Genomic DNA, 22903 nt, shown 5'->3' with positions numbered 1-22903 from the left:
CAGTCTCAGTTTTCAGCTGATTGAACTGAAAACTGAAAACTGCGACTGTGACTGTATAATTTCAACTAAAAACACTAAATTTGTACTCTCAATTATTGAAGGAAAATGATAGATAAGATAAAACAGCATATAGAGGAAGCTAAAGCCTTTAATGAGAAAAATAAAGAATCTTTAGAGCAATTCCGTATTAAATATTTAGGTAGTAAAGGTTTATTAAAAGAACTTTTTACTGAATTTAAAAATATTCCAAACGACCAGAAAAAGGACTTTGGACAAGTTATAAATACTTTAAAAGCTGTTGCTGAAGAAAAAGTAAGAGTTATTCAGGAAGAGCTTGAAAGCAAAGAAGAAACAAAAGGAATTTTTGGCGATTTAACGCGTGCTGCAGAACCGGTAATTATTGGTTCCCGTCATCCTATTTCTATCGTAAAAAATCAGATTATAGATATTTTTGCCAATATTGGATTTAACGTTTCCGAAGGTCCGGAAATCGAAGACGACTGGCATAATTTTACCGCATTAAACCTTCCGGAATATCATCCGGCGCGTGATATGCAGGATACATTTTTCATTCAGACAAATCCAGATGTTTTGTTGCGTACGCATACATCATCTGTTCAGGTGCGTTATATGGAAAATCATAAACCGCCAATTCGTACTATTTCTCCGGGACGTGTTTTTCGTAATGAAGCTATTTCATCGCGTTCACACTGTATTTTCCATCAGGTGGAAGGGTTATATATTGACAAAGATGTTTCTTTTGCAGATTTAAAACAGACGTTACTTTATTTCACTAAAGAAATGTTCGGAAAATCTAAAATCCGTCTTCGTCCGTCTTATTTCCCATTTACAGAACCAAGTGCCGAAATTGATATTTATTGGGGATTAAAAACCGAAACTGATTACCGAATCACAAAAGGTACGGGCTGGTTAGAAATTGGAGGCTGCGGAATGGTTGATCCAAATGTTTTGAAAAACTGTGATATTAATCCAGATGAATACAACGGTTTTGCTTTTGGAATGGGAGTAGAGCGTATTGCGATGCTTTTATACCAAATTGGTGATATCCGTATGTTCTATGAAAATGATGTTCGTTTCTTAGAACAGTTTAAAGCAAATATATAATTTAAGTCTAAAAGTCATAAAGTCGAAAGTCAAAAGTCTCACAGTAATGGCTTTTGACTTTCGACTTTATGACTTTCGACTTTAAAATTTTTGACTCATATGAAAAAAGATATAACAATTCCAGAAGTTGAGAACGTATTTCTTGCTGCCGTGCAGGAATGGAGTGATGATTTTATGGAAAAAGTGTGGTACGCTTATCTTGTAAACGACAGCGACTTTAATTTAGACAGTGTTATGGTGGTTTCAAAGGCATTTGGAACTATCGATGGCGAAATGAAAAAAACATCTGTTTTACGTCACGCTTTTGTTGAGGTTCCAGCTGTTTCTGTAGCAAAAATCGAAATGATAGAGAAAAGTCTTTTGGTTTTGAATAATGAATTTATGGTAACATTTTTCATCGGAAATACTTTGTACGATAAGAAATTCATATTCAAATCTAATTTAATCAACGAAAATAATACGGAAGAAGTGCCGATTTTGTTTGTTGAGGGGATTATGGTGAAGTAAGAAGCAAGAGAATAGAGAATAGAGAATAGAGAATAGAAAATAGAGAATAGAAAATAGAAAATAGAAAATAGAGAATAGAGAATAGAATAAAGAGAATAGACTTTATACAAATAGTAAAAGAAAAGAGCCAAGACTAATTATTTAGATCTTGGCTCTTTTTTATAATCAACAAAAGTCTATCTTCTATTCTCTATTTTCTTTTCTCTTAATCCAAAGACTCAGTCAATTTCTTAAACACAGACTTTGCATCTTTTCCTTCGTATAAAACAGCATAAACAGCGTCTATAATAGGCGTTTTTGCACCGTAACCCTGATTCAGCTTATAAGCACTTTTTGTTGCGTAATAGCCTTCGGCAACCATGCTCATTTCCATCATAGCACTTTTTACTGTATATCCTTTTCCAATCATGTTTCCGAACATTCTGTTTCTTGAGAAAACGGAATATCCTGTAACCAATAAATCTCCTAAATAGGCAGAATCATTAATGTTACGTTTCATTTTATGAACTTTACGGATGAATTTTTTCATTTCACGAATTCCGTTACTCATCATAACCGATTGAAAATTATCTCCATAACCTAATCCATGAGCGATTCCGGCCGCGATTGCATAAATGTTTTTAAGCATTGCAGCATATTCGGTACCAATGATGTCGTCAGAAATTTTAGCTTTAATATAATTTCCTGACAGTGATTTTGCAACCGTACGAGCTTTGTCAGGATCTCCGCAGGCAATTGTTAAGTACGAAAGTCTTTCAAGCGCCACTTCTTCTGCGTGACAAGGACCCGTAATAACACCAATATTATAATATGGTATATCGTATTGAATGTGAAAGTGCTCACCAACGATTAAACTTGTTTCAGGAACAATTCCTTTAATGGCTGAAAAAATGATTTTATCAGACAAAGAAACCGTCATGTTTTTTAATTCGGCATCTAAAAAAGCGGATGGAATCGCAAAAATGATATAATCTGCGAATTCAATTGCTTCGTTTATATTGCTTGTTAATCTAAGTTTGCTGGTGTCAAACTCAACTGAACTTAAATAATTAGGATTGTGTTTGTATTTTTGGATATGTTCGATTGCAGATTCATTACGCATGTACCAGGCAATTTCTGAAAGATTCACACATAACATCTTTGCAATTGCCGTTGCCCAGCTTCCTCCTCCAATTACTGCAAATTTTAATTTTCCGCTCATTATTTTAATAATTTAAAACAAAAGTACTTAATAATGTAGTAATAATACAAAATCTGATTTAAGAAATTTAATGAAAGTCTTTAATTTCAATGGTTTTCAGGATGTTTGACTAAAATAAAAATTATTTTAAACAGTGTATGCAATAAAGAATAAAAACGTGCGTTGTAACTAATTGTAAATTAGAATTTAATGAATTTATCAAGAATTGAGTTAGTTAGTTTTGTTTTAGTATTTTGAAAAGGCGTTCCTAAACTTGTTAAGAACGCCTTTTTTATTAGTTGACAGTAATCAGTTTTTTAGTGCTCACTGTTTTTTGACTGATCACTAAAAAACTGACCACTGATTACTTAATAACTAAGTTCAACAATAGATTTTACTTTATCTAAAGTTACCAATTGATTTTCGCCTAAACCTTTCCAGCCTCTTTCATCGAAACGATTTACGATAAAATCTGCAGTGTTGCTGTAATTTTCTGTGTATTGCGAAAGTTTTGTATCCATTCCCATTGTATGGAAAAACTCGACTGTTTTATTAATAGCTTCTTTTGCCACTTCGTCATCAGAACCTGAAAGGTTGAAAATACGTTTTCCGTACTGGGCTAATTTTCCTTTTTTCGTTTCGAACATTACGTTGTATAAACTTGGGCCAATAATTGCCAAAGTTCTGGCGTGATCAATTCCGTAAAGAGCAGTTAATTCGTGGCCAATCATATGCGTTGCCCAATCACTTGGAACACCTTTTTGAATTAATCCGTTTAATGCCATCGTACAACTCCACATAAAGTTTGAAGCCAAAGCATAATCATTTGGGTTTTCAACCACTTTTGGACCTACTTCAATTAAAGTCTGTAAAATTCCTTCAGCGATTCTGTCTTGCAGATAACCTTCATGCGGATATGTTAAATATTGCTCCATTACGTGCGTGTAAGCATCAACAACACCATTCTGAATTTGTCTTTTTGGTAAAGACTCAATTACAGTTGGATCGCAGATTGAAAATTTTGGGAATAATGCACTTCCGCCAAAAGCCAGTTTTTCCTGAGTAGATTCGATTGTAACTACAGAACCTGAATTCATTTCACTTCCCGTTGCAGGAAGCGTTAAAACAGTTCCGAATGGTAAAGCGTTTTCTTTAATCAGAATTCGTTTTTGTAAAATATCAATCGGATTTCCTTCGAAATTAACCGCTGCCGAAATAAATTTAACACCATCAATTATAGATCCTCCGCCAACAGCAAGAATGAAATTGATTTTTTCTGCTTTGATAACTTCAACAGCTTTCATTAAAGTCTCAAAATGCGGATTTGGTTCAATTCCTCCAAATTCAACAATTTCAAAACCTTTTAAGTTTGCGATTACCTGATCGTAAACGCCATTTTTAAAAATACTTCCACCGCCGTAAGCCAAAAGAATTTTTGCATCTTTTGGAACTAAAGTCGAAAGTTTTTCTATTTGCCCTTTTCCGAAAATTAAATTCGTCGGATTATATAATTCAAAGTTTAGCATGATTTTTTAAGGTTCTGAGATGCTAAGGTTCTGAGTTTCTAAGTTTTTTTTAAACTTAATATCTTAGTATTTAGCACCTTTTTGTTATTTTTATTTTTTAGGTTCTACGTTTCTAAGATGCTGAGTTTCTAAGTTTTTTTAAGAATTTAATCTTAGCATCTTAGAACCTCAGAATCTTAGCTCCTTTTTTATTTCAATTGCTCTAATAATTTACCTGCCACTAATTTAGAAGATGCAGGATTTTGACCTGTAATTAAAAGACCATCTGCTACTGCATACGGCTGCCAGTTTGCACCTTTAGAAAATTCAGCTCCATTTTGAGTTAAAGCATCTTCTAATAAAAACGGAACAACTTTAGTTAATCCAACCGCTTCTTCTTCGGCATTTGTAAATCCGGTAACTTTTTTGCCTTTTACTAAATATTCACCTTTTACTTTTACATTTTTTAAAACAGCCGGAGCGTGACATACAAAAGCTACGGGTTTCTTATTGGTGTAAAAAGCTTCGATTAAAGCAATAGAACTTTTATCTTCCACTAAATCCCAAAGCGGGCCGTGTCCTCCGGGATAAAAAACTGCGTCGTAATCTTTTTGGTTAACTGTTGATAGTTTTAGAGTGTTTTTTAATTTTTCCTGTAAAACTTTATCAGCATCAAAACGTTTTGTGTCTTCTGTTGCCGATGCGGGATCAGCACTTTTTGGATCAATTGGCGGCTGCCCTCCAAGCGGAGAAGCAATTGTAATTTCAATTCCCTGATCTAGTAGTTCATAATAAGGAGCAGCAAATTCTTCAGACCAGAATCCTGTCTTTTCTCCGGTATTGCCCAGCTTATCGTTGCTGGTAACAACAAATAATACTTTTTTCATCCCTTTTTTATTTGATTTTTGTGCGACAGCAGATAAGCCTGCAGTCGTAAATGCAATTATTGCGAGTAATACTATTTTTTTCATGTGATTAAAATTTTTAACAAATTTACACCGAAAGTGATATTAGTAAAAATAAAATAAACTATGTTTGCTATAAACAAATTTATATCATGGTAAATTTAGAATGGTACAGAACTTTTAAAGCAGTTTACAAAAACGGTAATTTTTCAGTTGCCGCAAAAGAGTTATTTATGAGCCAGCCTGCGGTAAGTCAGCAGATTTCTATGCTCGAGGCTCATGTGGGGAATAAATTGTTTAATCGGAAATCAAAAGGGGTTGAGCCAACCGAATACGCTAAGTTACTGAATAATTTGATTATAGACGCACTCGACAGACTTGAAAGTGTTGAAACAGGTTTTAGGGCAAAAGCAGAAGACGCCAACCGATTAATTTCTGTTGGAGTTTCAAAAAACCTTTTCGATTGTATAGGTAATCTTTTAATTTCTAAGTTTGATTTAATCGATTTTACTTTTGCAGAAAACGACGAACTTTTTGAGTTAGTTAATTCCAAAAAACTCGATTTTGCCATTACCACAAAACGATTTGATACGTTTGATACGACTTATGAAATTGTTGGAAAAATTAAACTGATAATGGTTGCGCCAACAAGTTTAGACATAACCGAATTCCGCCAAAGATTAAAAGCAGATAATTTTACAGAAATAGAACAATGGCTGAATGCACAAAAATGGTACAGTCATGATGCGCGAATTCCGCATATAAAATTGTTCTGGCTGCATGCATTTAATAAAAAAAGGCCATCAATGGTTCCTAATTATATTATTCCTTCAGAATCTGAAATGCTTAAGCTTTTGGCTGAAAACGAAGGAATAGCAGTAACCTGGAATTGCAATGCGAGAAACTATATTAAGCAAAATAAACTACAGTTAGTTTGGAACAGTTTTCATGTTCCGGAAGAATTTGTGTATTTGTTAACTCCTAAAAACAATAATTTGAATTCGTTTTTTGAAATAATTTCAAAAGAACTAAAATTGTTTTACGGTAATAGAATGTAAAAACTAATTTAATTATTGAATAATTTAGAAAGTAAAACCTTTCTTTTTTTATTTTCTGTAGGAGAAAATATTTATTTTTGTGTGTAACAAATCTGAAATCAATAATTTATGAAAAACATCAAAAAAATTTTTACAGTTGTTATTATAGCTTTCGTGGTCTTTTCTTGCAGTAAACATGATGAAGAGGAAATAGTAAATTGTTTTGGTGAATCTATTCTTGTTGAACTAAAACATTCTGTCGATGCGGGTAATCCAAAGAAAATAAATTATTCGATTCAATATTCCGGAAGTAAGACGATATCTAAAGTAAAGTGGACTTTTGGTGATGGAAGCCCGGCTGTAACAGAAACGGGATTAACTACTTCGCATACTTACAGCGCAGCTGGAACTTTTGAAGTTAAAGCAGATGTTACGCTTGGAAGTTGTACAGTAAGCCCAAAGAAAAATATTACGGTGAACTAAAAATAAACGTTTATACTTATTGAGAGTCAGTTTTATAATTTATGCTTGTGTATTAAATTATAAAATTGGCTCTCATTCGTTATATTTGTTTGATATGATTTAGGATTATGGAAAATTTACAAAATATTAGAATTGCTGTTGATGCGATCGTTTTTGGATACAAAAACAATGATTTATATGTGTTATTGATTGAACAGCAATTTGGAACTTCAGAAAAATATTGGGCTTTGCCAGGCGGTTTGGTTCAGAATTCTGAATCTTTGAGCGATGCCGTTATTCGCGAATTGCATGAAGAAACAAACGTACAGCTGACTTTTATGGAACAGTTGTATACTTTTGGAGATGATATTCACAGAGATACCAGAAGCCGTGTAATTTCGGTTGCCTATTATGCCTTAGTCGATGCTTCAAATTTGGAAATTAAGGCTGATACAGATGCTGAAAGAGTACAATGGTTTAAGATAGATGAAATTCCGTCTTTAGCTTTTGATCATAATTTAATACTCGAAAAAGCAATTTCCAGATTAAAAGCAAAGTTAACTTACGAACCAATTGGCTTCGATTTACTTCCCGAAGAATTTTTATTTTCAGATCTTGAAAACCTTTACTGCACCATTTTAGAAAAAGAAATTGACCGACGAAACTTCAGAAAAAAAATCTTAAGCTATGGTTTTTTAGAAGAAACAGAAAAATTTTCACCAATAAAAACAGGCCGACCGGCTAAACTTTTTAAGTTTAATAAGTTAAAATATAATGAGTTAACTCAAAAAGGCTTTCACTTCGAAATAAAGTTTGCGTAATTTTTACACAAAATAAATTGTTTATTTAAAATTAAATTCTACATTTGCGTATAATTAACGCAAACTAAAAAACTATGATACTAAATCTCGACCCAAAATTCGCTCCTTTCCAAAATCAGGAAGAAATCAAATTTCAAAGTTTTACATTTTCTGGAGGAGAGCCACATATTAAAATTAATCCCGATTTTGATAACAATCAGAAAATAACAATCACACATAGATTAAACTCTTTCAACGATTTAGGTTTGCTGTGTATTACAGTTGATGCTTTACGCAGAATGGACGTTAAAATTATCGATCTTTTTATTCCGTATTTCCCGGCCGCAAGACAAGATCGCGTTATGATTCCCGGCGAACCATTATCTGTAAAAGTTTATGCTGATATTATAAACGGACTGCAGTTAAATAAAGTTTTTGTTTTTGATGCACACTCTGAAGTGACTCCGGCTTTGGTAAACAATTGTACTGTAATTCCGAACCATACTTTTATTCAGGAAATTTTAAAAATCATTGGTGAAAATGTAAAATTAATTTCTCCAGATGGGGGAGCTTTAAAGAAAATCTACAAAGTTTCTGAATTTTTAGGTGGAATTGATGTGGTAGAATGCAGCAAAAGCCGAGATGTAAAAACAGGAAAATTATCTGGTTTTAAAGTTTATGAAGACGATTTAAACGGAATGGACTGTTTAATTGTAGATGACATTTGCGATGGCGGCGGAACCTTTGTTGGTTTAGCCGAAGAATTAAAAAAGAAAAATGCCGGAAAATTATACTTAGCGGTAAGCCACGGAATTTTCAATAAAGGTTTTGAAGTTTTGGATTGTTTTGATAAAATCTTCACCACAAATTCTTTTAAAGATTTTGACAATGAAAAGGTTGAGGTTATAAAATTAAAATTATGAATAAAAATTACCGAGTAGAAATAGCAAATAAAACCTTAGAAATCGTAAAAAATGGCTTTTATGAATATAAAGGAAAAAAGATTGCTATAGAAAAAGAACTCGAAGAATCTATAAAAAGTACGTTTACAATTACGCCAAATGATTGGGACGCAATCCTGAAAATTCCAATTGAAAATAAGTTTGAAACAGAAATCGTTACAAAAAATTGTTCTACAATTGAGGCACTTGTTCAAGAGAAAAATGGTAAAATCTGCGTTTTAAATTTCGCTTCTGCAAAAAATCCGGGTGGTGGATTTTTGGGAGGTGCTTCCGCTCAGGAAGAAAGTCTGGCAAGATCTTCCAACCTTTATGAAACGCAAATCAAATACAAAGCGATGTATGATTTTAACAGAAATCAATCCTCTTTTTTATATTCAGATTACATGATTTATAGTCCGAATGTTTTGTTTTGGAATGATGATAATGGAGATTATTTTGAAAAACCATTAGCTGCAGACATAATTACAGCAGCTGCTCCAAACAAAGGCGCGATGCTGCAGCATAATAGGAAAGAAGAAATTGCCGAAATAGAAGAAGTTTTAAAAAACAGAATGGATAAAGTATTGGCAATTGCCTTAAAACAGAAAAGCGACACAATCATTTTGGGAGCCTGGGGTTGTGGTGTTTTTAGAAATGAACCCAAAGATGTAGCACATTTGTTCAAAGAAATTATTAAAGAAAAATATGCAGGCGCTTTTAAAAAGATAGTTTTTGCCATATTCGACAATTCTGAAAAAAAATCAAACTTTAAGCAGTTTGAAGATGTGTTTAATTAGTTTCAAGTTTCAGGTTTCACGTTCTCTGCGTAACCTGAAACTTGAAACCTGAAACAAAAAAAAATGAAATACAATATTCAAGATATAGCTCCGGAAAGTAAGTTTTTATTTTTCTGGGGACATCAGCCTAATAAAGACGGAAAAATTACCAAAACCTGTTTCAGTCAATGGTGGCTGAGTTCTTTTGAAGTTGATAAAGTGACTTACAAAACCGCAGAACACTGGATGATGGCAAAAAAAGCAGCATTATTTCAGGATGAAGAAACCTTAGAAAAAATTCTGGCAGCAGATTCTCCAGCTGAAGCCAAAAAGTTAGGAAGAGAAGTTAGAAATTATGATGACAAACTTTGGTTAGAAAACCGATACGAAATTGTAAAGCAGGGCAATTATCATAAGTTTAGTCAGAATCGAGATTTAAAAACATTTTTACTAAATACAAAAGATCGGATTTTAGTTGAAGCAAGTCCGGTCGATCCCATTTGGGGAATAGGAATGGCCAGTGATCATACAAATGCTTCAAATCCTGAAAAATGGCAGGGATTGAATCTTTTAGGTTTTGCTTTGATGGAAGTTAGGGATGAATTGAAATAGTTTGGAATTATGAAAATAGAGCTTCTAAAAGCAGATATAACAGAGATTGATGTTGATGCCATTGTAAATGCGGCAAACACTTCTTTGCTTGGCGGCGGCGGAGTAGATGGGGCAATTCACAGAAAAGGAGGAAAAGCAATTTTAGATGAATGCATCGAGATTCGAAATAAACAAGGCGGCTGCAAAACGGGTGAAGCAGTTATAACAACTGCAGGAAATCTACCTTCTAAATATATTATTCATACTGTTGGCCCAGTTTGGAATGGTGACAAAGAAGAGAAATCAAAATTGTTAGCCGACTGTTATAAAAATAGTTTAAATCTAGCTGTTCAAAACGGAATAAAAACTATTGCTTTTCCGAATATTAGTACTGGTATTTATCATTTTCCAAAAGATAAAGCAGCAGAAATTGCAATAAAAAGCATAAAAGATTTTGAAAGAATTTCAGAAATAGAAAAGGTGATTTTTGTCTGCTTTGATGATGAAAATTATCAGATTTATAAAAACATTTTATAGATGTTCCATAGGAACATTTCATCGGTAGAATAAAATGTTATCAAGTTGTATGTACGTTCCATAGGAACGTTTGATCAATAAAATAATGATTAAAAAATAAACACAATCACGTTATTGTGTATTTATAAAATGAAAATAGAATTAAAAAAATATAACGAGCAAATAGAAGAATGGCCAAAATCAGGTTATCATATAATGGCTCAATACGATGATAAAGAAATAATTGTTTATCAATCGTATAGAAAAGAAATAGGCGAATTTGCTGTAAAAAATCAATTTTTTGGAGGAGCATTCAGTCTGGAAAGAATGACGTGGATTAAACCAAATTTCCTTTGGATGATGTATCGAAACGGCTGGGGAACTAAAGAAGGACAAGAAGTAGTTTTAGCAATTCATCTTAAAATAGATGCATTTCAAAAGTACTTGCAAAATGCAGTTTATTCTACTCACGATTCATCACTTGGGAAAAGTTATGAAGAATGGCAAACAGAAGTAAAAACATCTTCAGTAAGATTGCAATGGGATCCAGATCATGATCCTTACGGAGGAAAATTAGAAAGAAGAGCAATACAAATTGGTTTAAGAGACGATTTTATTAAATCTTTTGCCAAAGAAGATATTCTGCTAATTGAAGATATTTCAGGTTTTGTACAAGAACAATATGAGTTCGTTCAGAAAAAACAATTGGAAAATCTGTTGACTCCTGCCGAGAAGCCTTTGGTTTTTCAAGATGAGGAATTGAATAAAAAACTAAAAATTTCTGGAAATCATGAATGAAAATATAGCAAAAACAGTAAGTAAATTTCTAAGTTTAGTACTTAGACATTCACCGGAAAAAATCGGATTAAAACTAGATGAAAATGGCTGGGCAGATGTAGAAGAATTAATTATAAAATGCAATAAAAAAGGAAGTCAAAATCAGATGACTGCTGAACTTTTAGATTACGTTGTAGAAAATAACGATAAAAAGCGCTTTGCTTATAACGAAGATAAAACCAAAATCCGTGCAAATCAAGGACATTCCATTTCGGTTGAATTGAATTTAGCAGAAACCGAACCTTCAGAATATTTATATCACGGAACCGTTGCAAAGTTCATGGAAAGTATTCAGAAAGAAGGTTTGAAAAAAATGAGCCGTCAGCATGTACATCTTTCCAAAGACAAAGAAACAGCCATAAAAGTAGGAAGCAGACGCGGAGTTCCTCAAATTTTAACCGTTAGAAGCGGAGCAATGCACAAAGACGGATTTAAATTTTATTTGTCTGAAAATAACGTTTGGTTGACAGATGAGGTTCCGGCAAAGTATATCGAATTTAAATCATGAAAAAGACTTTAGTTTTTGGAGATATTCACGGCGGATTAAAAGCCTTAATTCAGTTATTAGAAAGAATTGATTACTCAGAAGATGACAGATTTATTTTTCTGGGAGATTATGTCGATGGCTGGAGCGAATCAAAACAATTAATTGATTTTCTTATTGAATTATCCCAAAAACAAGAATGTGTTTTTATAAAAGGAAATCATGATGCCTGGTGTCAGGAATGGTTAGAAAAAAATATCATAAACGACATTTGGTTTTTGCACGGAGGAAAATCGACGATAGAAAGTTATGTCGATATTGAGTTTTCAGAAAAAGAAAAGCATCGCCATTTTTTCAACTCTATGAAAGATTACTTTGTAGATGAACATAATAATTTGTTTATTCACGCAGGTTTTTCATCCATGCATGGCCCAGAAAAAGAACATTACAAAACAAACTATTCTTGGGACAGAACTCTTTGGGAAATGGCTTTGACAATGGACAAGAGAATCAAAAAAGATTCACTTTCGTACCCAAAAAGATTATTACTTTATAATGAAATTTATATCGGTCATACACCAACGCTTCATTATAATGTTGAAGTGCCAATGCAAGGCTGTAATGTATGGAATATTGATACCGGAGCTGGTTTTTATGGAAAATTAACTTGTATTGATGTAGAAACAAAGAAATTTTGGCAGAGTGATGCAGTACAGACGTTTTATCCAGATGAAAAAGGGAGAAATAAATAGTGATGGAAAATAATATAAAAGCAGGTTTATTTGGTTTAGCAGTTGGTGATGCTTTAGGCGTTCCGGTAGAATTTGAATCGAGAACTTATTTAAAAGAAAATCCTGTTTCTGACATGTTTGGTTTTGGTACACATCATCAGCCAGAAGGAACCTGGAGCGATGATAGTTCTCTTGCTTTTTGTTTAGCTGAAAGTTTATGCAGCGGTTTTGATTTAAATGATATTGCCAAAAACTTTGTTAGATGGTATAGTGCAGATTTATGGACGCCGCATGGAGAAGTTTTTGATATTGGTATTGCAACCAGAAGCGCAATTCTTAATATTGCAAAAGGACATCAACCGGATTTATGCGGTGGCTTTGAAGAAAAAGATAACGGGAATGGTTCATTAATGCGTATTTTGCCCTTGGTTTTTTATCTTCAAAAAGAAAAGGATATCGAGATAATTTATCAAAAAGTTAAACAAGTTTCATCAATTACACATGCACATTTTAGATCTGTTTTTTCCTGTTTTATTTATGTCGTTTATTGTTTGGAAATTCTAAAGGGCAAAGAAAAATTTGAAGTTTACAGAGAGATGCAGCGTATTTTATTAAAATTTCTGGAAGATAAAAAATATAATGAGTTTGAAATTCAGTTGTTTGACAGGATTTTAAAAAATGACATTTCCACATATCCGGAAATTAATATTCATTCGTCAGGATATGTATTGGATAGTCTGCAAGCAAGTTTTTGGTGCTTTTTGAACTTTGAGACTTACGAAGAAACCGTTTTAAAAGCAGTTAATTTGGGAGAAGATACAGATACGACAGGTGCAATTGCGGGAGGTTTGGCAGGTATTTATTATGGAATTGAAAACATTCCGAAAAAGTGGATTGAGAAATTAGTTAAATCCAATGAGATAAAAGATTTAGCAGAACGATTAGAAGAAAATTTAAATAAAAATATATGAACCCATTATTATTAACCGACGGTTACAAAGTTGACCACAGAAGACAATACCCAGATAATACCACTTTAGTTTATTCTAACTGGACGCCTCGTAAATCAAGAATTGAAGATCTTGATGAGGTTGTGTTTTTTGGATTGCAGTATTTTATCAAAAAATATATCATTCACGATTTTGAACAATATTTCTTCAAACAGCCAAAAGAAGAAGTAGTTAAGAAATATTCTAGAAGAATCAATAATTATTTAGGTGAAAACCAGGTTGGAACAAAACATATCGAAGATTTACACGATTTAGGATATATTCCGATGGTTTTTAAAGCTTTGCCAGAAGGAGCAAGCGTTCCGCTGCGAGTTCCAATGTTTACGATGTATAATACAATTCCGGAGTTTTTCTGGCTGACGAATTATTTTGAAACATTACTTTCTGCAGTAATCTGGCTTCCTTGTAACTCAGCAACAATAGCAAAAGAATATAGAAAAGTATTGGATAAATATGCAGATGAAACTTCTTCTGTTCCTGAATTTGTAGATTGGCAGGCGCACGATTTCTCTATGCGCGGAATGGGCGGAATTGAAGCCGCAGTGACATCTGCAGCCGGACATTTATTGAGTTTTACAGGTTCTGATACAATTCCGGCAATAGATTTCTTAGAAGAATATTACAATGCCAATTCAGATTCAGAATTAGTTGCAGGTTCAGTTGCCGCTACTGAACATTCTGTTATGTGTATGGGAACTACTGAAGGAGAATATGAAACCTTCAAAAGATTAATTACAGAAGTTTATCCAAAAGGAATTGTTTCTATCGTTTCTGATACTTGGGATTTATGGAAAGTTTTAACCGATTATTTACCGCGTTTAAGAGAAGATATTGTTTCTAGAGAAGGTAAAGTAGTAATTCGTCCTGACAGCGGTGATCCGGTTGATATTATCTGCGGAAATCCAAACGGAAAAACAGAGCAGGAAAAGAAAGGTGTAATTGAATTACTTTGGGATGTTTTTGGAGGAAGTCTAAATGATAAAGGATTTAAAGAATTAGTACCTCAAATTGGAGCAATTTATGGCGACAGTATTACCGTTGCAAGAGCAACTCAAATTTGCGAAAGATTAAAAGAAAAAGGTTTTGCATCAACAAACGTTGTTTTAGGAATTGGTTCTTTTACGTATCAATATAACACCAGAGATACTTTCGGATTTGCAATGAAAGCAACTTACGGAGAAGTAAAAGGTGAGGGAAGAGCCATCTTCAAAGATCCGATTACGGATGACGGAACTAAAAAATCGGCTAAAGGATTGATGAAAATTGATTTAATCGACGGGAAGTATCATTTGACTGATAATGTTTCTTGGGAAGAAGAAAAACAAGGTGAATTGAAAGAAGTTTTCAGAGACGGAAAACTTTTAGTAGATCAATCTTTAAGTGAGATTCGAACCCGAGTAAAAAGTGAAGTAAACGTTGAAGCATAAAAACAAGAAAACCTGAATTTGAATTCAGGCTTTCTTTATTGGATTTATTAATAAGGAGAGACCTTTGCCAAAATTTTAAACTTTGGCAAAGGTTTTTTCTTTTCAAAAGGAATCAATAGCCTCCAGTTTTAACTGGAGGTTAAAGAATAGATATGGAGTTGGGCTTTAGCCAAAATATCTTCATTTTGGCTAAAGCCCTTTGTCGTTAAATTAAAAAACCTCCAGCTAAAGCTGGAGGCTATTCATTATTTTTAAATTCAGTTTTTTATTTCTTATAAAAATTATTATGATCTATATATTCCCAAACTTTTGACGGCAGCAAAGGCTGGATATTTTTGCCTTCTTTAATGCTGTTTCGAATAAAAGTGGAAGAAATCTCTACAATTGGCGCATCGATTACATGAATTTTTGGATGGGATTTTAATTCTATATTTTCAGGTTCATCAGAAATTCTCGGGTAAACATAAATGTCATGGTTTTCCAGAATCACTTCGTAGTTTCTCCATTTATGAAGCGTTTTGAGGTTATCTTCGCCCATAATCAAAGAGAATTTATGATTGGGATATTTTTCTTGTAAATGTGCTAAAGTAATTACGGTATAATTAGGCTGTGGTAATTTAAACTCAATATCCGAAGGTTTAATTTTTGGATAATCCTCAGTTGCCAGATAAACCATTTGCAAACGATGATGATCATCAAGCAGAGTAGCTTTCTTTTTTAATGGATTATGAGGCGTAACCACCATCCAAATCTGATCTAAATCGGCAAACTCGGCCATATGATTGGCAATGATCAAATGACCAACATGAATGGGATTATATGTTCCGAAATAAAGACCTATTTTCATAGTTAAAGTAACTAGTAATTAGTAAAAAGTGATTAGTCTTTTAGTGTCTTAGAGAAAGCATTAATCATTTTTGATTCTTCTTCAATTTGAATTAAAATTTCTTTATAAAGAGTTTGACTAGTTATAAAACCAAGATCGTTTGCTATTAGTAATTGAGTTTCGATTTCGAATAATGAGCCTCTGGAAATATTTAAAAAATGACTAAAAGTTTTATCTGTATTCCTACCATAACCTTCGGCTATATTTGACGGGATAGATACGGAAGCTCTTTTTAATTGACTAGTTAAAGCAAATAATTCTTCTTTTGGGAATGATTTTACTAATTGATAAACCAGAGATACAATTTTAATCCCTTTCTGCCAAATCAATAAATCTTTATAAGATCTTATTTCACTCATTTTTGTACTACTTACTAATTACTGTTCACTAATCACTTAGAGACAAAATCCTTAACCAATTGATGCGCTTCTTCTAAAGCAACTGGTAAATCATAGTTTTTGATAATCACGTCAAATTGCGGGGCAGTAGCTAATTCTACAGACGCTTTTGCAATACGCATATTGATTTTATCGTCGCTTTCTGTAGAACGCTCTTTTAAGCGGCGTTTAAGTTCGTCCACACTTGGCGGTTTTACAAAAACAGCTAAAGTTTGTTCCGGAAATTTATGTTTAATACGTAAACCACCTGCAACATCAATGTCAAAAATTACATTTTTCCCTAAAGCCCAGATTCTTTCAATTTCAGATTTTAATGTACCGTAAAAGTTATCGCGGTAAACTTCTTCCCATTCCAGAAAATCTTCAGCTTTAATATGTTTTTTGAATTCTTCCAGTGAAATAAAATAATAATCTTTTCCGTGGACTTCCTCACCACGTGGATCACGTGATGCTGCTGAGATCGAAAATTCAAGATTTAAATCTTCTTGTCCTAATAAATGTTTTACTATAGTTGTTTTTCCAGATCCTGAAGGTGCCGAAAAAACAATTAATTTTCCTTTGTTCATTATTTATGCTTTAGGCTTTAAGCAATATGCTTTAAGCTTTTATTCGTTTCGTTTTTGTGCCTATAGCCTACAACTTAAAGCCTGTAGCCTTTACAAAACATTCAAAACTTGTTCTTTAATTTTCTCCAATTCATCCTTCATCATTACAACCAATTTCTGCATTTGTGCATGATTCGATTTTGAACCCATTGTATTAATTTCACGACCCATTTCCTGAGTAATAAAACCTAATTTTCGACCATTTGCTTCGCTTCCTCCTAAGGTTTCGATGAAATAGTCCAGGTGATTCGTTAAACGAACTTTTTCTTCTGTAATATCTAATTTTTCAAGATAATAGATCAATTCCTGCTCGAAACGATTTTCATCAAGATTAACCTGTAATTCTGCAATTGCTGTCTGCAAACGATCTTTAATAGCCTGAACGCGTTCTGGATCAAGTGCTAAAGCATCATTCATATATTGACGAATATTAGCAATTCGAAGATTGAATTCTTTTTCAAGAGATTCACCTTCGTCTTTTCTAAAACTTAAAATGTTTTGTAAAGCTTCGTCTATAATAACCTGAATTTGTTCCCAATCGTTTTCGTCGATTTCCTCACGCTCTGTTTTTAATGTGTCTGGCATACGAACCGCCATTTTCATTAGTTCCGTTTCATCAGCGTCAGCATAAACCTCTCTCAATTGTGCGATATAATTTTTTACAACAGGCACATTTACTTTTGTAGAAGTTTGTTCTGCAGTACTTTCTACATAGATTGCAAAATCAATTTTTCCTCTTTCTAGTCTGGTTGAGATTTGGGTTCTTAAACCTAACTCCATTTCGCGGTAAACCGATGGCATTCTTACGTTTAAATCTAAACCTTTACTGTTTAAGGATTTTACTTCGACTGTGATTTTTTTTGTAGGCAATTGCAAAGAAGCTTTGCCAAACCCTGTCATAGATTGTATCATATAATTGAGTATAAAGGCGCAAAGATAAATAAAAGTTTGCAGTGTTATGATGTAAAATACTATTCTGTAAGGTATATCAGTATTTAAAGTTTTTTTGCCGCGAATTTCACGAATTTCCACGAATTTTATTTAAGCTTGATAAGTCTACAAACAGCGAAATTAATTTATGGAAATTCGTGAAATTAGTGGCAGAAGAAATTTAGCTCAAAGCCTGAATAACTTCCGCTACATTTTTTTGGCTGTTGCCAATGTAAATTTTACCGTCAATTATAAAAACCGGACGGCTTATAAAAGTATAATGTTCTAAAATGTATTTTTTAAAATCAGCTTCGGTCAACGATTTGTTTTTTAAATCCATTGATTTGTATAATTGCGCTTTTTTGCTGAATAAGGCTTCGTAACTTCCTGAAAGTTTATACATTTCTTCTAATTCTGCTTCGGTAATAGGATCTTGTTTAATATCATGAAAAACCAAATTGTTTTTCGGAAGACTTTTGATGATTTTACGGCAAGTGTCGCAAGATGCTAAATAATATATTTTGTTCATGTTTTTTCGAATTTGTTAGAGTACAAAGAAAATTCATTTGAAACTTAAAATTGTCTAATTTTAGAAAAAAAATAAAATTATGAGTTCAGTTTTTGACACACAAAAGACTATTAGGGAAATCCTTGTAAAAATTTTAGACCATCATTCATTGGAACAATTAAATAAAATTCCGGACGGATTTAAAAATAATTTGATTTGGAACATCGGACATTGTATCGCTTCACAGCAAATTTTAGTCTATAAATTATCAGGTCTGCCTTTGCAGGTTTCAGATGAACTTATTGCCAAATATTCAAAAGGAACAAAACCGGAAGCAGATGTTTCTCAGGAAGAAGTAAATGAGGTTAAAAATTTGCTTACCCAAACTATACTTCAAACAGAAAAGGATTATAATGATAATGTTTTTAAAAATTATAATCAATACACGACCAGTATGGGTTTTGATCTCAAAAATGTTCAGGATGCATTAGATTTTGTGAGTTATCATGAAGGAATTCATACCGGAATTATAATGAGTATTAAGAAATTTATCTAAAAATGAAAATCCCGTTCTGAAATTTCAGAACGGGATTTTTTTATTCTATTATTCTTTCAATAGTTACTTTCATAGCTCCGGCACCTTTGTGCTTTGTGATCTCCATGAATGCTCGTTTTGAAAGATCTATTTCGCGGGTTTTTACAAATGGGCCACGATCTGTTATTTTTACAATTACAAATTTTCCGTTTGCTTCATTTGTTACTTTAACTCTTGTTCCAAAGGGAAGTTTCTTGTGTGCGGCGGTATATTTGTTGTTGTTAAATCTGCTGCCGTCAGCTGTTTTTCTACCATTAAAACGGTCTGCATAGTAGGAAGCATGTGCCGTTTTTTTGTATAGTTTTAATTTTAAACCGTTGTCTGTAAATACAGAATCAGTTGGGATTGCAATAATGTTTGGTCTGGCATTTTTTACAGTGTCCTGAGGGGTTTTCGGCTCAATTACTGGCTTTGTTTGACTTATTACGTAGGTAAAACAACTCAAAAAAGTTATTGCGAATGCGGTAAGTATAAAGTTTTTTTTACTCATGGTTTATTTTTTTTCAGACTTGGGGAGTTTGTACAAATAATATGCCGAGATAAAAAAAGCCCTTTTTTGGAGGGCTTTAATTGGTGTTTTCTAGAACCAAAGGTTCCACGGAATTCTACTTAAAATAAGTATTAATCCTAATCCGTAATAAATAGCAAAGGTTTTGTGTTTAGCTTCACTATTAATTAGTTTTTTATGCTTTGACCATCCAATAGTTATTAAAACTATAGCAATTAGGTTAATAAGCGGATGCTCTAATGATGTTAATCTTAATGCGGCATTAGACATTTGGCCAAAAGAATCTTTTCCTAATGGAGACACAAAATAAAGGATTAATCCAATCAATAATTGTGTATGCGTTCCAATTAAGGCAAACAAAGATATTTTACGGTCTTTTGCTGTAAATTCTTTTTTAGAAGTTAAACCGATAACAGCGTTTATTACTGCAAACAATAAAAGCAGTAACGCTAGATATGCCCAGCCAGAATGAAGCTTTTGAATAAAATGATACATAAACTGTGTTTTTTTGTTAAAAACAAATATAGCAAAATTGGTCAAAAAAAAGCGGCATTAAACTTAAAAGTCAATGCCGCTTTAGATATTTATTTAGATTCTAAATATTAGAAATCGTAACGTAGTGCAAAGTTCCAAGTTCTTCCGAAACCAAAGAATACCTGGTTAACATTTGCTACACCATTGTAAAGCATACCATTTGAAGCATATGTTCCTTTAGATCCAGCAGGTTGTCCTGTAGCTACTGGTAAGTTATCATCTGCAAAAGTATTAGTTCTTGATTCAGCAATGTAAATTTTGTCAAACAAGTTATTTACGTTTAATCTGAAATTAACTGATTTGTCTTTGTCTTTACCAACTAGCATTTTGTATGAGAAACCTGCATCAAATAAACCGTAAGAAGGTAATTCTAAAGCTCCTTTGTTGTTTGGATCTGCAAAGTTAATTGGGCTTAATCCAGCATATAATTTATCATTATAGTTGTAGTTAGCATCAACAGTTACTCTTGTTAAAACTTCGTAAGAAGCTCCTAAAGAAGCTGTCATTTGAGCAGCATCACCAACTTTTACTTTATCCATGTATACTGGAGTTGCAGTATATCCTACAACTGGAGTATTATCTGCTTGGTAGTAAGCGTTAACAGTTGCATTTCCTTTATATTCCCAAATACCGTAAGAGAACATAGCGTTAAGTTTTAACTTGTCAGTGATATTAGAATTAGCTTCTAACTCAAATCCAGAGTGTACCTCGTTAAGACCAACATATTCTGTATATGTAGTTGCGTCAGTTGGTAATGCATTACCTTTTAGGTATCTGTCATTCCAAGTTGTATTGTAAACGTTTACTGTAGCATTAAAGAATCTAGAACGGAAACCGTATCCAGCCTCAAATCCAATAATTTTCTCATTAGTAAGGTTAGGGTTTACTGTAGATCTGTTGTTTGGATAAACTGAGTTAAAGAATGGTTGTCTTGAGTAATAACCTGCATTAACATAAACATTATTTTTTTCGTTTAAGTTGTAATTAGCACCACCTTTTACGTTTCCTCCTAAGATGTTTTCGTAATCTGTAGAAGCCAATGGATCTGTAGGTAAGTATACGAAGTCATCTTCTCTTTTAAATCCTTGTTGAGAAATTGCTCCCTGAACAAAAGCAGTTAAATTGTCTTTAGAGTACTCTAATTGAGTAAATGCACCATACCATCTAACTTTTCCAGTACTGTTAAATGAGATTTTTTCGTAGTTTTTCTTATCGAAAACATTCCATTGAACATCAGTTTGGTAAGTTTCTGTAATATGTCTTCCTGCTGGTTTTAAACTTGCAACAGTATTGTCGTAAAATTCACCAGCTCCTAATAAATCATTTACTACTGTAAAGTGGTATCCTGTATAAGTTCTAGCATCAAGACCAAAGTCTAAAGTTAACGTGTTTGTTAATTTTTTGTTCAAATTGATTACGCCTCCAAACCAGTCATGAGAGTTAATAGAAGATGTTTGCGTAATACCAGATGTTGTATTGTAAACATATGGAGATGCTGTAGTTCCAGCTCCAGTTCTACCAGTTGAAGAACTGTTTTGGTAAACACCACCAATCATTGTTCTAGTTCTGTTTTGTCCGTTAAAGAAAACTTGTCCTGTACCATTATTCCACGCTTGGATTTTATTATAATCAACCATTCCGTTTGGTAATAAGAAAACAGAAGCGTTGTAAACATTTCCTCCAATACCACCAGTAGCACTAGCACCAGCTCCACGACCCATAGATGCGTAAAGAACAGTAGAAAGTTTTGTAGTTTCGTTGATTTTATAATCCCAGTTAACAGAAGCGATTGGCTTGTGGTAATAGTTTTTTCTGATGTTATATTCTTCACCGTTTAAATAACCTGCATCAGCATTATATTTAATGTTTGGTTCGTCAAGCGTACCATATTTTTGGTATGTAGCAATTGTAGAAACAGTAGATCTTTGGTTGTGCCATTGTGGCGCTCCTGTTACTGTAAATTGAAAATCGTGTTTGTCGTTTTTTGTAGTATATCCTAAAGCAACGTAGTAGTTTGATCCTTCAAATGAAGTACCATTGATGTATCCATCACCCATTGTTTGAGACAATAAAACAGAAGCAGAAAGACCATTTTCTAATTTTCCTGTATTGTATGAACCTTGAATTTTAAAGTTTCTAGCGTTACCAAATCCAGAAGAAAATGATCCGCCTTCTTTCATATCAGAAGATTTAGTAACAATGTTGATTGTTCCCCCTACAGATGGCGTAGCCAATTTAGAAGAACCTAAACCTCTTTGAACCTGCATAGCAGATGTTACATCTGATAAACCTGCCCAGTTACTCCAGTAAACAGAACCATTTTCCATGTCGTTAACCGGCATACCGTTAATCATAACAGCAATATTGTTTTGGTTAAAACCACGGATGTTAATTCTTGAATCTCCAAATCCACCACCTGATTTAGTTACATACACTGATGGAGTGTTTCTTAAAATTTCAGGAAATTCTTGAGTACCAAGTTTTTGTTGAATTTCAGCGGCTTTGATTGTAGAAACAGCAACCGGAGTTTTTCTGTCTTTTGCAATATCTACAACTGTGCTTTTTACAACAATCTCGCTTAATTCGTTTGAGTTAGATTCTAAAGCGATTGTTCCTAAATTTGTTGTTGCTCCATTTGAAACTGAAAATTTTACAGTTAGGTTTTGGTAACCTAAGTAAGAGATAACAATTTCTCCTGTGCTTGTTGTTGCATTGAGGGTAAATTTACCATCAAAATCTGTTGAAGTCGCTGCGCTGGATCCTTTGATCGTCACGTTAGCGCCTGGTAATGAACCAGTACCATCTGTAACAGTACCAGTAACTTTTCCTTGAGAAAATACGGTTGAAACTATCATAAAAAATAGTCCAGTAAGTAACCAATTTTTCATTTTCTTCATTTGTTCTTGAGTTTATTGTTTTTGGCAAAATTATAACAATTAAATCAGATAATGTTATCAAAATGTTAAGAAAAATAAGTTTTACAGTTTGTGCTGCACATTAAAATGAATTTTTCTTTTTTCTTTAAATAAAACAACGGTTTGTTGAATTTAAGTACTTGTATTTTGTTAAAATAATAATTTTTCAATTGGTGTTGTAGCACTATAC

Annotated in this window: 26 protein-coding genes; 15 read left to right on the top strand and 11 right to left on the bottom strand. The window is 33.1% G+C overall.

Annotated features, from left to right (window positions below; all coding sequences use genetic code 11):
* Window positions 1-105 precede the first annotated feature (105 nt).
* Both pheS and ASD98_RS21945 read left to right on the top strand, forming a co-directional pair.
* Window positions 106-1125: a phenylalanine--tRNA ligase subunit alpha gene (gene pheS, locus ASD98_RS21950; RefSeq protein ID WP_053473415.1), complete on the top strand. Its 1020-nt coding sequence runs from the start codon at window positions 106-108 to the stop codon at window positions 1123-1125.
* Window positions 1126-1224: 99 nt separating this feature from the next.
* Window positions 1225-1632 (top strand): hypothetical protein, encoded by a 408-nt coding sequence (locus tag ASD98_RS21945; RefSeq protein ID WP_056208865.1) that lies wholly within the window; start codon window positions 1225-1227, stop codon window positions 1630-1632.
* 205 nt (window positions 1633-1837) lie between these two features.
* Here the strand turns inward: ASD98_RS21945 and ASD98_RS21940 are convergent, their stop codons facing one another.
* From ASD98_RS21940 to ASD98_RS21930, 3 genes are all read right to left on the bottom strand, one after another.
* On the bottom strand, window positions 1838-2833 hold the full coding sequence (locus ASD98_RS21940) for an NAD(P)H-dependent glycerol-3-phosphate dehydrogenase (protein ID WP_056208862.1): 996 nt from the start codon (window positions 2831-2833) through the stop codon (window positions 1838-1840).
* 347 nt (window positions 2834-3180) lie between these two features.
* Window positions 3181-4338 carry an iron-containing alcohol dehydrogenase gene (locus ASD98_RS21935; RefSeq protein WP_056208859.1) on the bottom strand — a complete coding sequence of 386 codons (1158 nt, stop codon included), beginning with the start codon at window positions 4336-4338 and terminating at the stop codon, window positions 3181-3183.
* Between the two features lie 188 nt (window positions 4339-4526).
* Window positions 4527-5288: a type 1 glutamine amidotransferase domain-containing protein gene (locus ASD98_RS21930; RefSeq protein ID WP_082577910.1), complete on the bottom strand. Its 762-nt coding sequence runs from the start codon at window positions 5286-5288 to the stop codon at window positions 4527-4529.
* Window positions 5289-5374: 86 nt separating this feature from the next.
* On the opposite strand from ASD98_RS21930, the gene ASD98_RS21925 reads away from it, so the two are divergent.
* The 12 genes from ASD98_RS21925 (at window position 5375) to ASD98_RS21870 (ending at window position 14834) form a co-directional block, all read left to right on the top strand.
* Entirely contained in the window at window positions 5375-6280 is a 906-nt protein-coding gene (locus ASD98_RS21925; RefSeq protein ID WP_056208856.1) for a LysR family transcriptional regulator, read from the top strand.
* 108 nt (window positions 6281-6388) lie between these two features.
* Window positions 6389-6742, top strand: coding sequence for a PKD domain-containing protein (locus tag ASD98_RS21920; protein WP_056208853.1), 354 nt, complete (start codon window positions 6389-6391; stop codon window positions 6740-6742).
* A 107-nt stretch (window positions 6743-6849) separates the two neighbouring features.
* Window positions 6850-7542 carry an NUDIX domain-containing protein gene (locus ASD98_RS21915; protein WP_056208849.1) on the top strand — a complete coding sequence of 231 codons (693 nt, stop codon included), beginning with the start codon at window positions 6850-6852 and terminating at the stop codon, window positions 7540-7542.
* A 74-nt stretch (window positions 7543-7616) separates the two neighbouring features.
* Window positions 7617-8444, top strand: a complete 828-nt coding sequence (prs, locus tag ASD98_RS21910) for a ribose-phosphate diphosphokinase (protein ID WP_056208846.1) — start codon at window positions 7617-7619, stop codon at window positions 8442-8444.
* Complete coding sequence (locus ASD98_RS21905; RefSeq protein WP_056208843.1) at window positions 8441-9259, top strand: TIGR02452 family protein; 819 nt, start codon at window positions 8441-8443, stop codon at window positions 9257-9259. Before prs ends, ASD98_RS21905 begins: the two co-directional genes overlap by 4 nt.
* Before the next feature lie 63 nt (window positions 9260-9322).
* Window positions 9323-9850 carry an NADAR family protein gene (locus tag ASD98_RS21900; RefSeq protein WP_056208839.1) on the top strand — a complete coding sequence of 176 codons (528 nt, stop codon included), beginning with the start codon at window positions 9323-9325 and terminating at the stop codon, window positions 9848-9850.
* A 9-nt stretch (window positions 9851-9859) separates the two neighbouring features.
* The gene (locus ASD98_RS21895) at window positions 9860-10366 is read left to right on the top strand and encodes an O-acetyl-ADP-ribose deacetylase (protein ID WP_056208836.1); all 507 of its coding nucleotides are present in this window, start codon (window positions 9860-9862) and stop codon (window positions 10364-10366) included.
* A gap of 129 nt (window positions 10367-10495) precedes the next feature.
* Window positions 10496-11143 carry a DUF4291 domain-containing protein gene (locus ASD98_RS21890; protein WP_056208833.1) on the top strand — a complete coding sequence of 216 codons (648 nt, stop codon included), beginning with the start codon at window positions 10496-10498 and terminating at the stop codon, window positions 11141-11143.
* Window positions 11136-11690 carry an RNA 2'-phosphotransferase gene (locus ASD98_RS21885; protein ID WP_056208831.1) on the top strand — a complete coding sequence of 185 codons (555 nt, stop codon included), beginning with the start codon at window positions 11136-11138 and terminating at the stop codon, window positions 11688-11690. The genes ASD98_RS21890 and ASD98_RS21885 overlap by 8 nt, the downstream gene beginning before the upstream one ends.
* Entirely contained in the window at window positions 11687-12418 is a 732-nt protein-coding gene (locus ASD98_RS21880; protein WP_056208826.1) for a metallophosphoesterase family protein, read from the top strand. The genes ASD98_RS21885 and ASD98_RS21880 overlap by 4 nt, the downstream gene beginning before the upstream one ends.
* 2 nt (window positions 12419-12420) lie before the next feature.
* Window positions 12421-13368, top strand: a complete 948-nt coding sequence (locus ASD98_RS21875) for an ADP-ribosylglycohydrolase family protein (protein ID WP_056208823.1) — start codon at window positions 12421-12423, stop codon at window positions 13366-13368.
* Window positions 13365-14834 carry a nicotinate phosphoribosyltransferase gene (locus tag ASD98_RS21870; protein ID WP_056208820.1) on the top strand — a complete coding sequence of 490 codons (1470 nt, stop codon included), beginning with the start codon at window positions 13365-13367 and terminating at the stop codon, window positions 14832-14834. Before ASD98_RS21875 ends, ASD98_RS21870 begins: the two co-directional genes overlap by 4 nt.
* Window positions 14835-15099: 265 nt before the next feature.
* Here the strand turns inward: ASD98_RS21870 and nadD are convergent, their stop codons facing one another.
* From nadD to ASD98_RS21845, 5 genes are all read right to left on the bottom strand, one after another.
* Entirely contained in the window at window positions 15100-15681 is a 582-nt protein-coding gene (nadD, locus tag ASD98_RS21865; RefSeq protein WP_056208817.1) for a nicotinate (nicotinamide) nucleotide adenylyltransferase, read from the bottom strand.
* A 32-nt stretch (window positions 15682-15713) separates the two neighbouring features.
* Window positions 15714-16079: a four helix bundle protein gene (locus tag ASD98_RS24170; protein ID WP_056208814.1), complete on the bottom strand. Its 366-nt coding sequence runs from the start codon at window positions 16077-16079 to the stop codon at window positions 15714-15716.
* A 32-nt stretch (window positions 16080-16111) separates the two neighbouring features.
* Complete coding sequence (gene gmk, locus ASD98_RS21855; protein WP_056208811.1) at window positions 16112-16684, bottom strand: guanylate kinase; 573 nt, start codon at window positions 16682-16684, stop codon at window positions 16112-16114.
* Between the two features lie 90 nt (window positions 16685-16774).
* On the bottom strand, window positions 16775-17635 hold the full coding sequence (locus ASD98_RS21850) for a YicC/YloC family endoribonuclease (RefSeq protein WP_056208809.1): 861 nt from the start codon (window positions 17633-17635) through the stop codon (window positions 16775-16777).
* Window positions 17636-17834: 199 nt separating this feature from the next.
* Window positions 17835-18182 (bottom strand): arsenate reductase family protein, encoded by a 348-nt coding sequence (locus tag ASD98_RS21845; protein ID WP_056208806.1) that lies wholly within the window; start codon window positions 18180-18182, stop codon window positions 17835-17837.
* A 79-nt stretch (window positions 18183-18261) separates the two neighbouring features.
* Here ASD98_RS21845 and ASD98_RS21840 point away from each other — a divergent pair, with 79 nt between their 5' ends.
* Window positions 18262-18717: a DinB family protein gene (locus tag ASD98_RS21840; protein WP_056208804.1), complete on the top strand. Its 456-nt coding sequence runs from the start codon at window positions 18262-18264 to the stop codon at window positions 18715-18717.
* 40 nt (window positions 18718-18757) lie between these two features.
* Here the strand turns inward: ASD98_RS21840 and ASD98_RS21835 are convergent, their stop codons facing one another.
* The 3 genes from ASD98_RS21835 to ASD98_RS21825 form a co-directional block, all read right to left on the bottom strand.
* Window positions 18758-19246, bottom strand: a complete 489-nt coding sequence (locus tag ASD98_RS21835) for a septal ring lytic transglycosylase RlpA family protein (protein ID WP_056208801.1) — start codon at window positions 19244-19246, stop codon at window positions 18758-18760.
* Window positions 19247-19336: 90 nt separating this feature from the next.
* On the bottom strand, window positions 19337-19759 hold the full coding sequence (locus ASD98_RS21830; RefSeq protein WP_053473393.1) for a hypothetical protein: 423 nt from the start codon (window positions 19757-19759) through the stop codon (window positions 19337-19339).
* Between the two features lie 107 nt (window positions 19760-19866).
* Window positions 19867-22695, bottom strand: coding sequence for a TonB-dependent receptor (locus ASD98_RS21825; protein ID WP_056208800.1), 2829 nt, complete (start codon window positions 22693-22695; stop codon window positions 19867-19869).
* Window positions 22696-22903 lie beyond the last annotated feature (208 nt).

This window comes from Flavobacterium sp. Root186 (genome assembly GCF_001428525.1).
GTDB lineage: Bacteria > Bacteroidota > Bacteroidia > Flavobacteriales > Flavobacteriaceae > Flavobacterium.
This window is presented reverse-complemented; position numbering and strand designations above follow the sequence as displayed.

Bases quoted from the DNA above. Each gene is read 5' to 3' on its own strand.
- pheS (WP_053473415.1), top strand. From the start codon at position 106: ATGATAGATAAGATAAAACAGCATATAGAGGAAGCTAAAGCCTTTAAT.
- ASD98_RS21945 (WP_056208865.1), top strand. From the start codon at position 1,225: ATGAAAAAAGATATAACAATTCCAGAAGTTGAGAACGTATTTCTTGCT.
- ASD98_RS21940 (WP_056208862.1), bottom strand. From the start codon at position 2,833: ATGAGCGGAAAATTAAAATTTGCAGTAATTGGAGGAGGAAGCTGGGCA.
- ASD98_RS21935 (WP_056208859.1), bottom strand. From the start codon at position 4,338: ATGCTAAACTTTGAATTATATAATCCGACGAATTTAATTTTCGGAAAA.
- ASD98_RS21930 (WP_082577910.1), bottom strand. From the start codon at position 5,288: ATGAAAAAAATAGTATTACTCGCAATAATTGCATTTACGACTGCAGGC.
- ASD98_RS21925 (WP_056208856.1), top strand. From the start codon at position 5,375: ATGGTAAATTTAGAATGGTACAGAACTTTTAAAGCAGTTTACAAAAAC.
- ASD98_RS21920 (WP_056208853.1), top strand. From the start codon at position 6,389: ATGAAAAACATCAAAAAAATTTTTACAGTTGTTATTATAGCTTTCGTG.
- ASD98_RS21915 (WP_056208849.1), top strand. From the start codon at position 6,850: ATGGAAAATTTACAAAATATTAGAATTGCTGTTGATGCGATCGTTTTT.
- prs (WP_056208846.1), top strand. From the start codon at position 7,617: ATGATACTAAATCTCGACCCAAAATTCGCTCCTTTCCAAAATCAGGAA.
- ASD98_RS21905 (WP_056208843.1), top strand. From the start codon at position 8,441: ATGAATAAAAATTACCGAGTAGAAATAGCAAATAAAACCTTAGAAATC.
- ASD98_RS21900 (WP_056208839.1), top strand. From the start codon at position 9,323: ATGAAATACAATATTCAAGATATAGCTCCGGAAAGTAAGTTTTTATTT.
- ASD98_RS21895 (WP_056208836.1), top strand. From the start codon at position 9,860: ATGAAAATAGAGCTTCTAAAAGCAGATATAACAGAGATTGATGTTGAT.
- ASD98_RS21890 (WP_056208833.1), top strand. From the start codon at position 10,496: ATGAAAATAGAATTAAAAAAATATAACGAGCAAATAGAAGAATGGCCA.
- ASD98_RS21885 (WP_056208831.1), top strand. From the start codon at position 11,136: ATGAATGAAAATATAGCAAAAACAGTAAGTAAATTTCTAAGTTTAGTA.
- ASD98_RS21880 (WP_056208826.1), top strand. From the start codon at position 11,687: ATGAAAAAGACTTTAGTTTTTGGAGATATTCACGGCGGATTAAAAGCC.
- ASD98_RS21875 (WP_056208823.1), top strand. From the start codon at position 12,421: ATGGAAAATAATATAAAAGCAGGTTTATTTGGTTTAGCAGTTGGTGAT.
- ASD98_RS21870 (WP_056208820.1), top strand. From the start codon at position 13,365: ATGAACCCATTATTATTAACCGACGGTTACAAAGTTGACCACAGAAGA.
- nadD (WP_056208817.1), bottom strand. From the start codon at position 15,681: ATGAAAATAGGTCTTTATTTCGGAACATATAATCCCATTCATGTTGGT.
- ASD98_RS24170 (WP_056208814.1), bottom strand. From the start codon at position 16,079: ATGAGTGAAATAAGATCTTATAAAGATTTATTGATTTGGCAGAAAGGG.
- gmk (WP_056208811.1), bottom strand. From the start codon at position 16,684: ATGAACAAAGGAAAATTAATTGTTTTTTCGGCACCTTCAGGATCTGGA.
- ASD98_RS21850 (WP_056208809.1), bottom strand. From the start codon at position 17,635: ATGATACAATCTATGACAGGGTTTGGCAAAGCTTCTTTGCAATTGCCT.
- ASD98_RS21845 (WP_056208806.1), bottom strand. From the start codon at position 18,182: ATGAACAAAATATATTATTTAGCATCTTGCGACACTTGCCGTAAAATC.
- ASD98_RS21840 (WP_056208804.1), top strand. From the start codon at position 18,262: ATGAGTTCAGTTTTTGACACACAAAAGACTATTAGGGAAATCCTTGTA.
- ASD98_RS21835 (WP_056208801.1), bottom strand. From the start codon at position 19,246: ATGAGTAAAAAAAACTTTATACTTACCGCATTCGCAATAACTTTTTTG.
- ASD98_RS21830 (WP_053473393.1), bottom strand. From the start codon at position 19,759: ATGTATCATTTTATTCAAAAGCTTCATTCTGGCTGGGCATATCTAGCG.
- ASD98_RS21825 (WP_056208800.1), bottom strand. From the start codon at position 22,695: ATGAAGAAAATGAAAAATTGGTTACTTACTGGACTATTTTTTATGATA.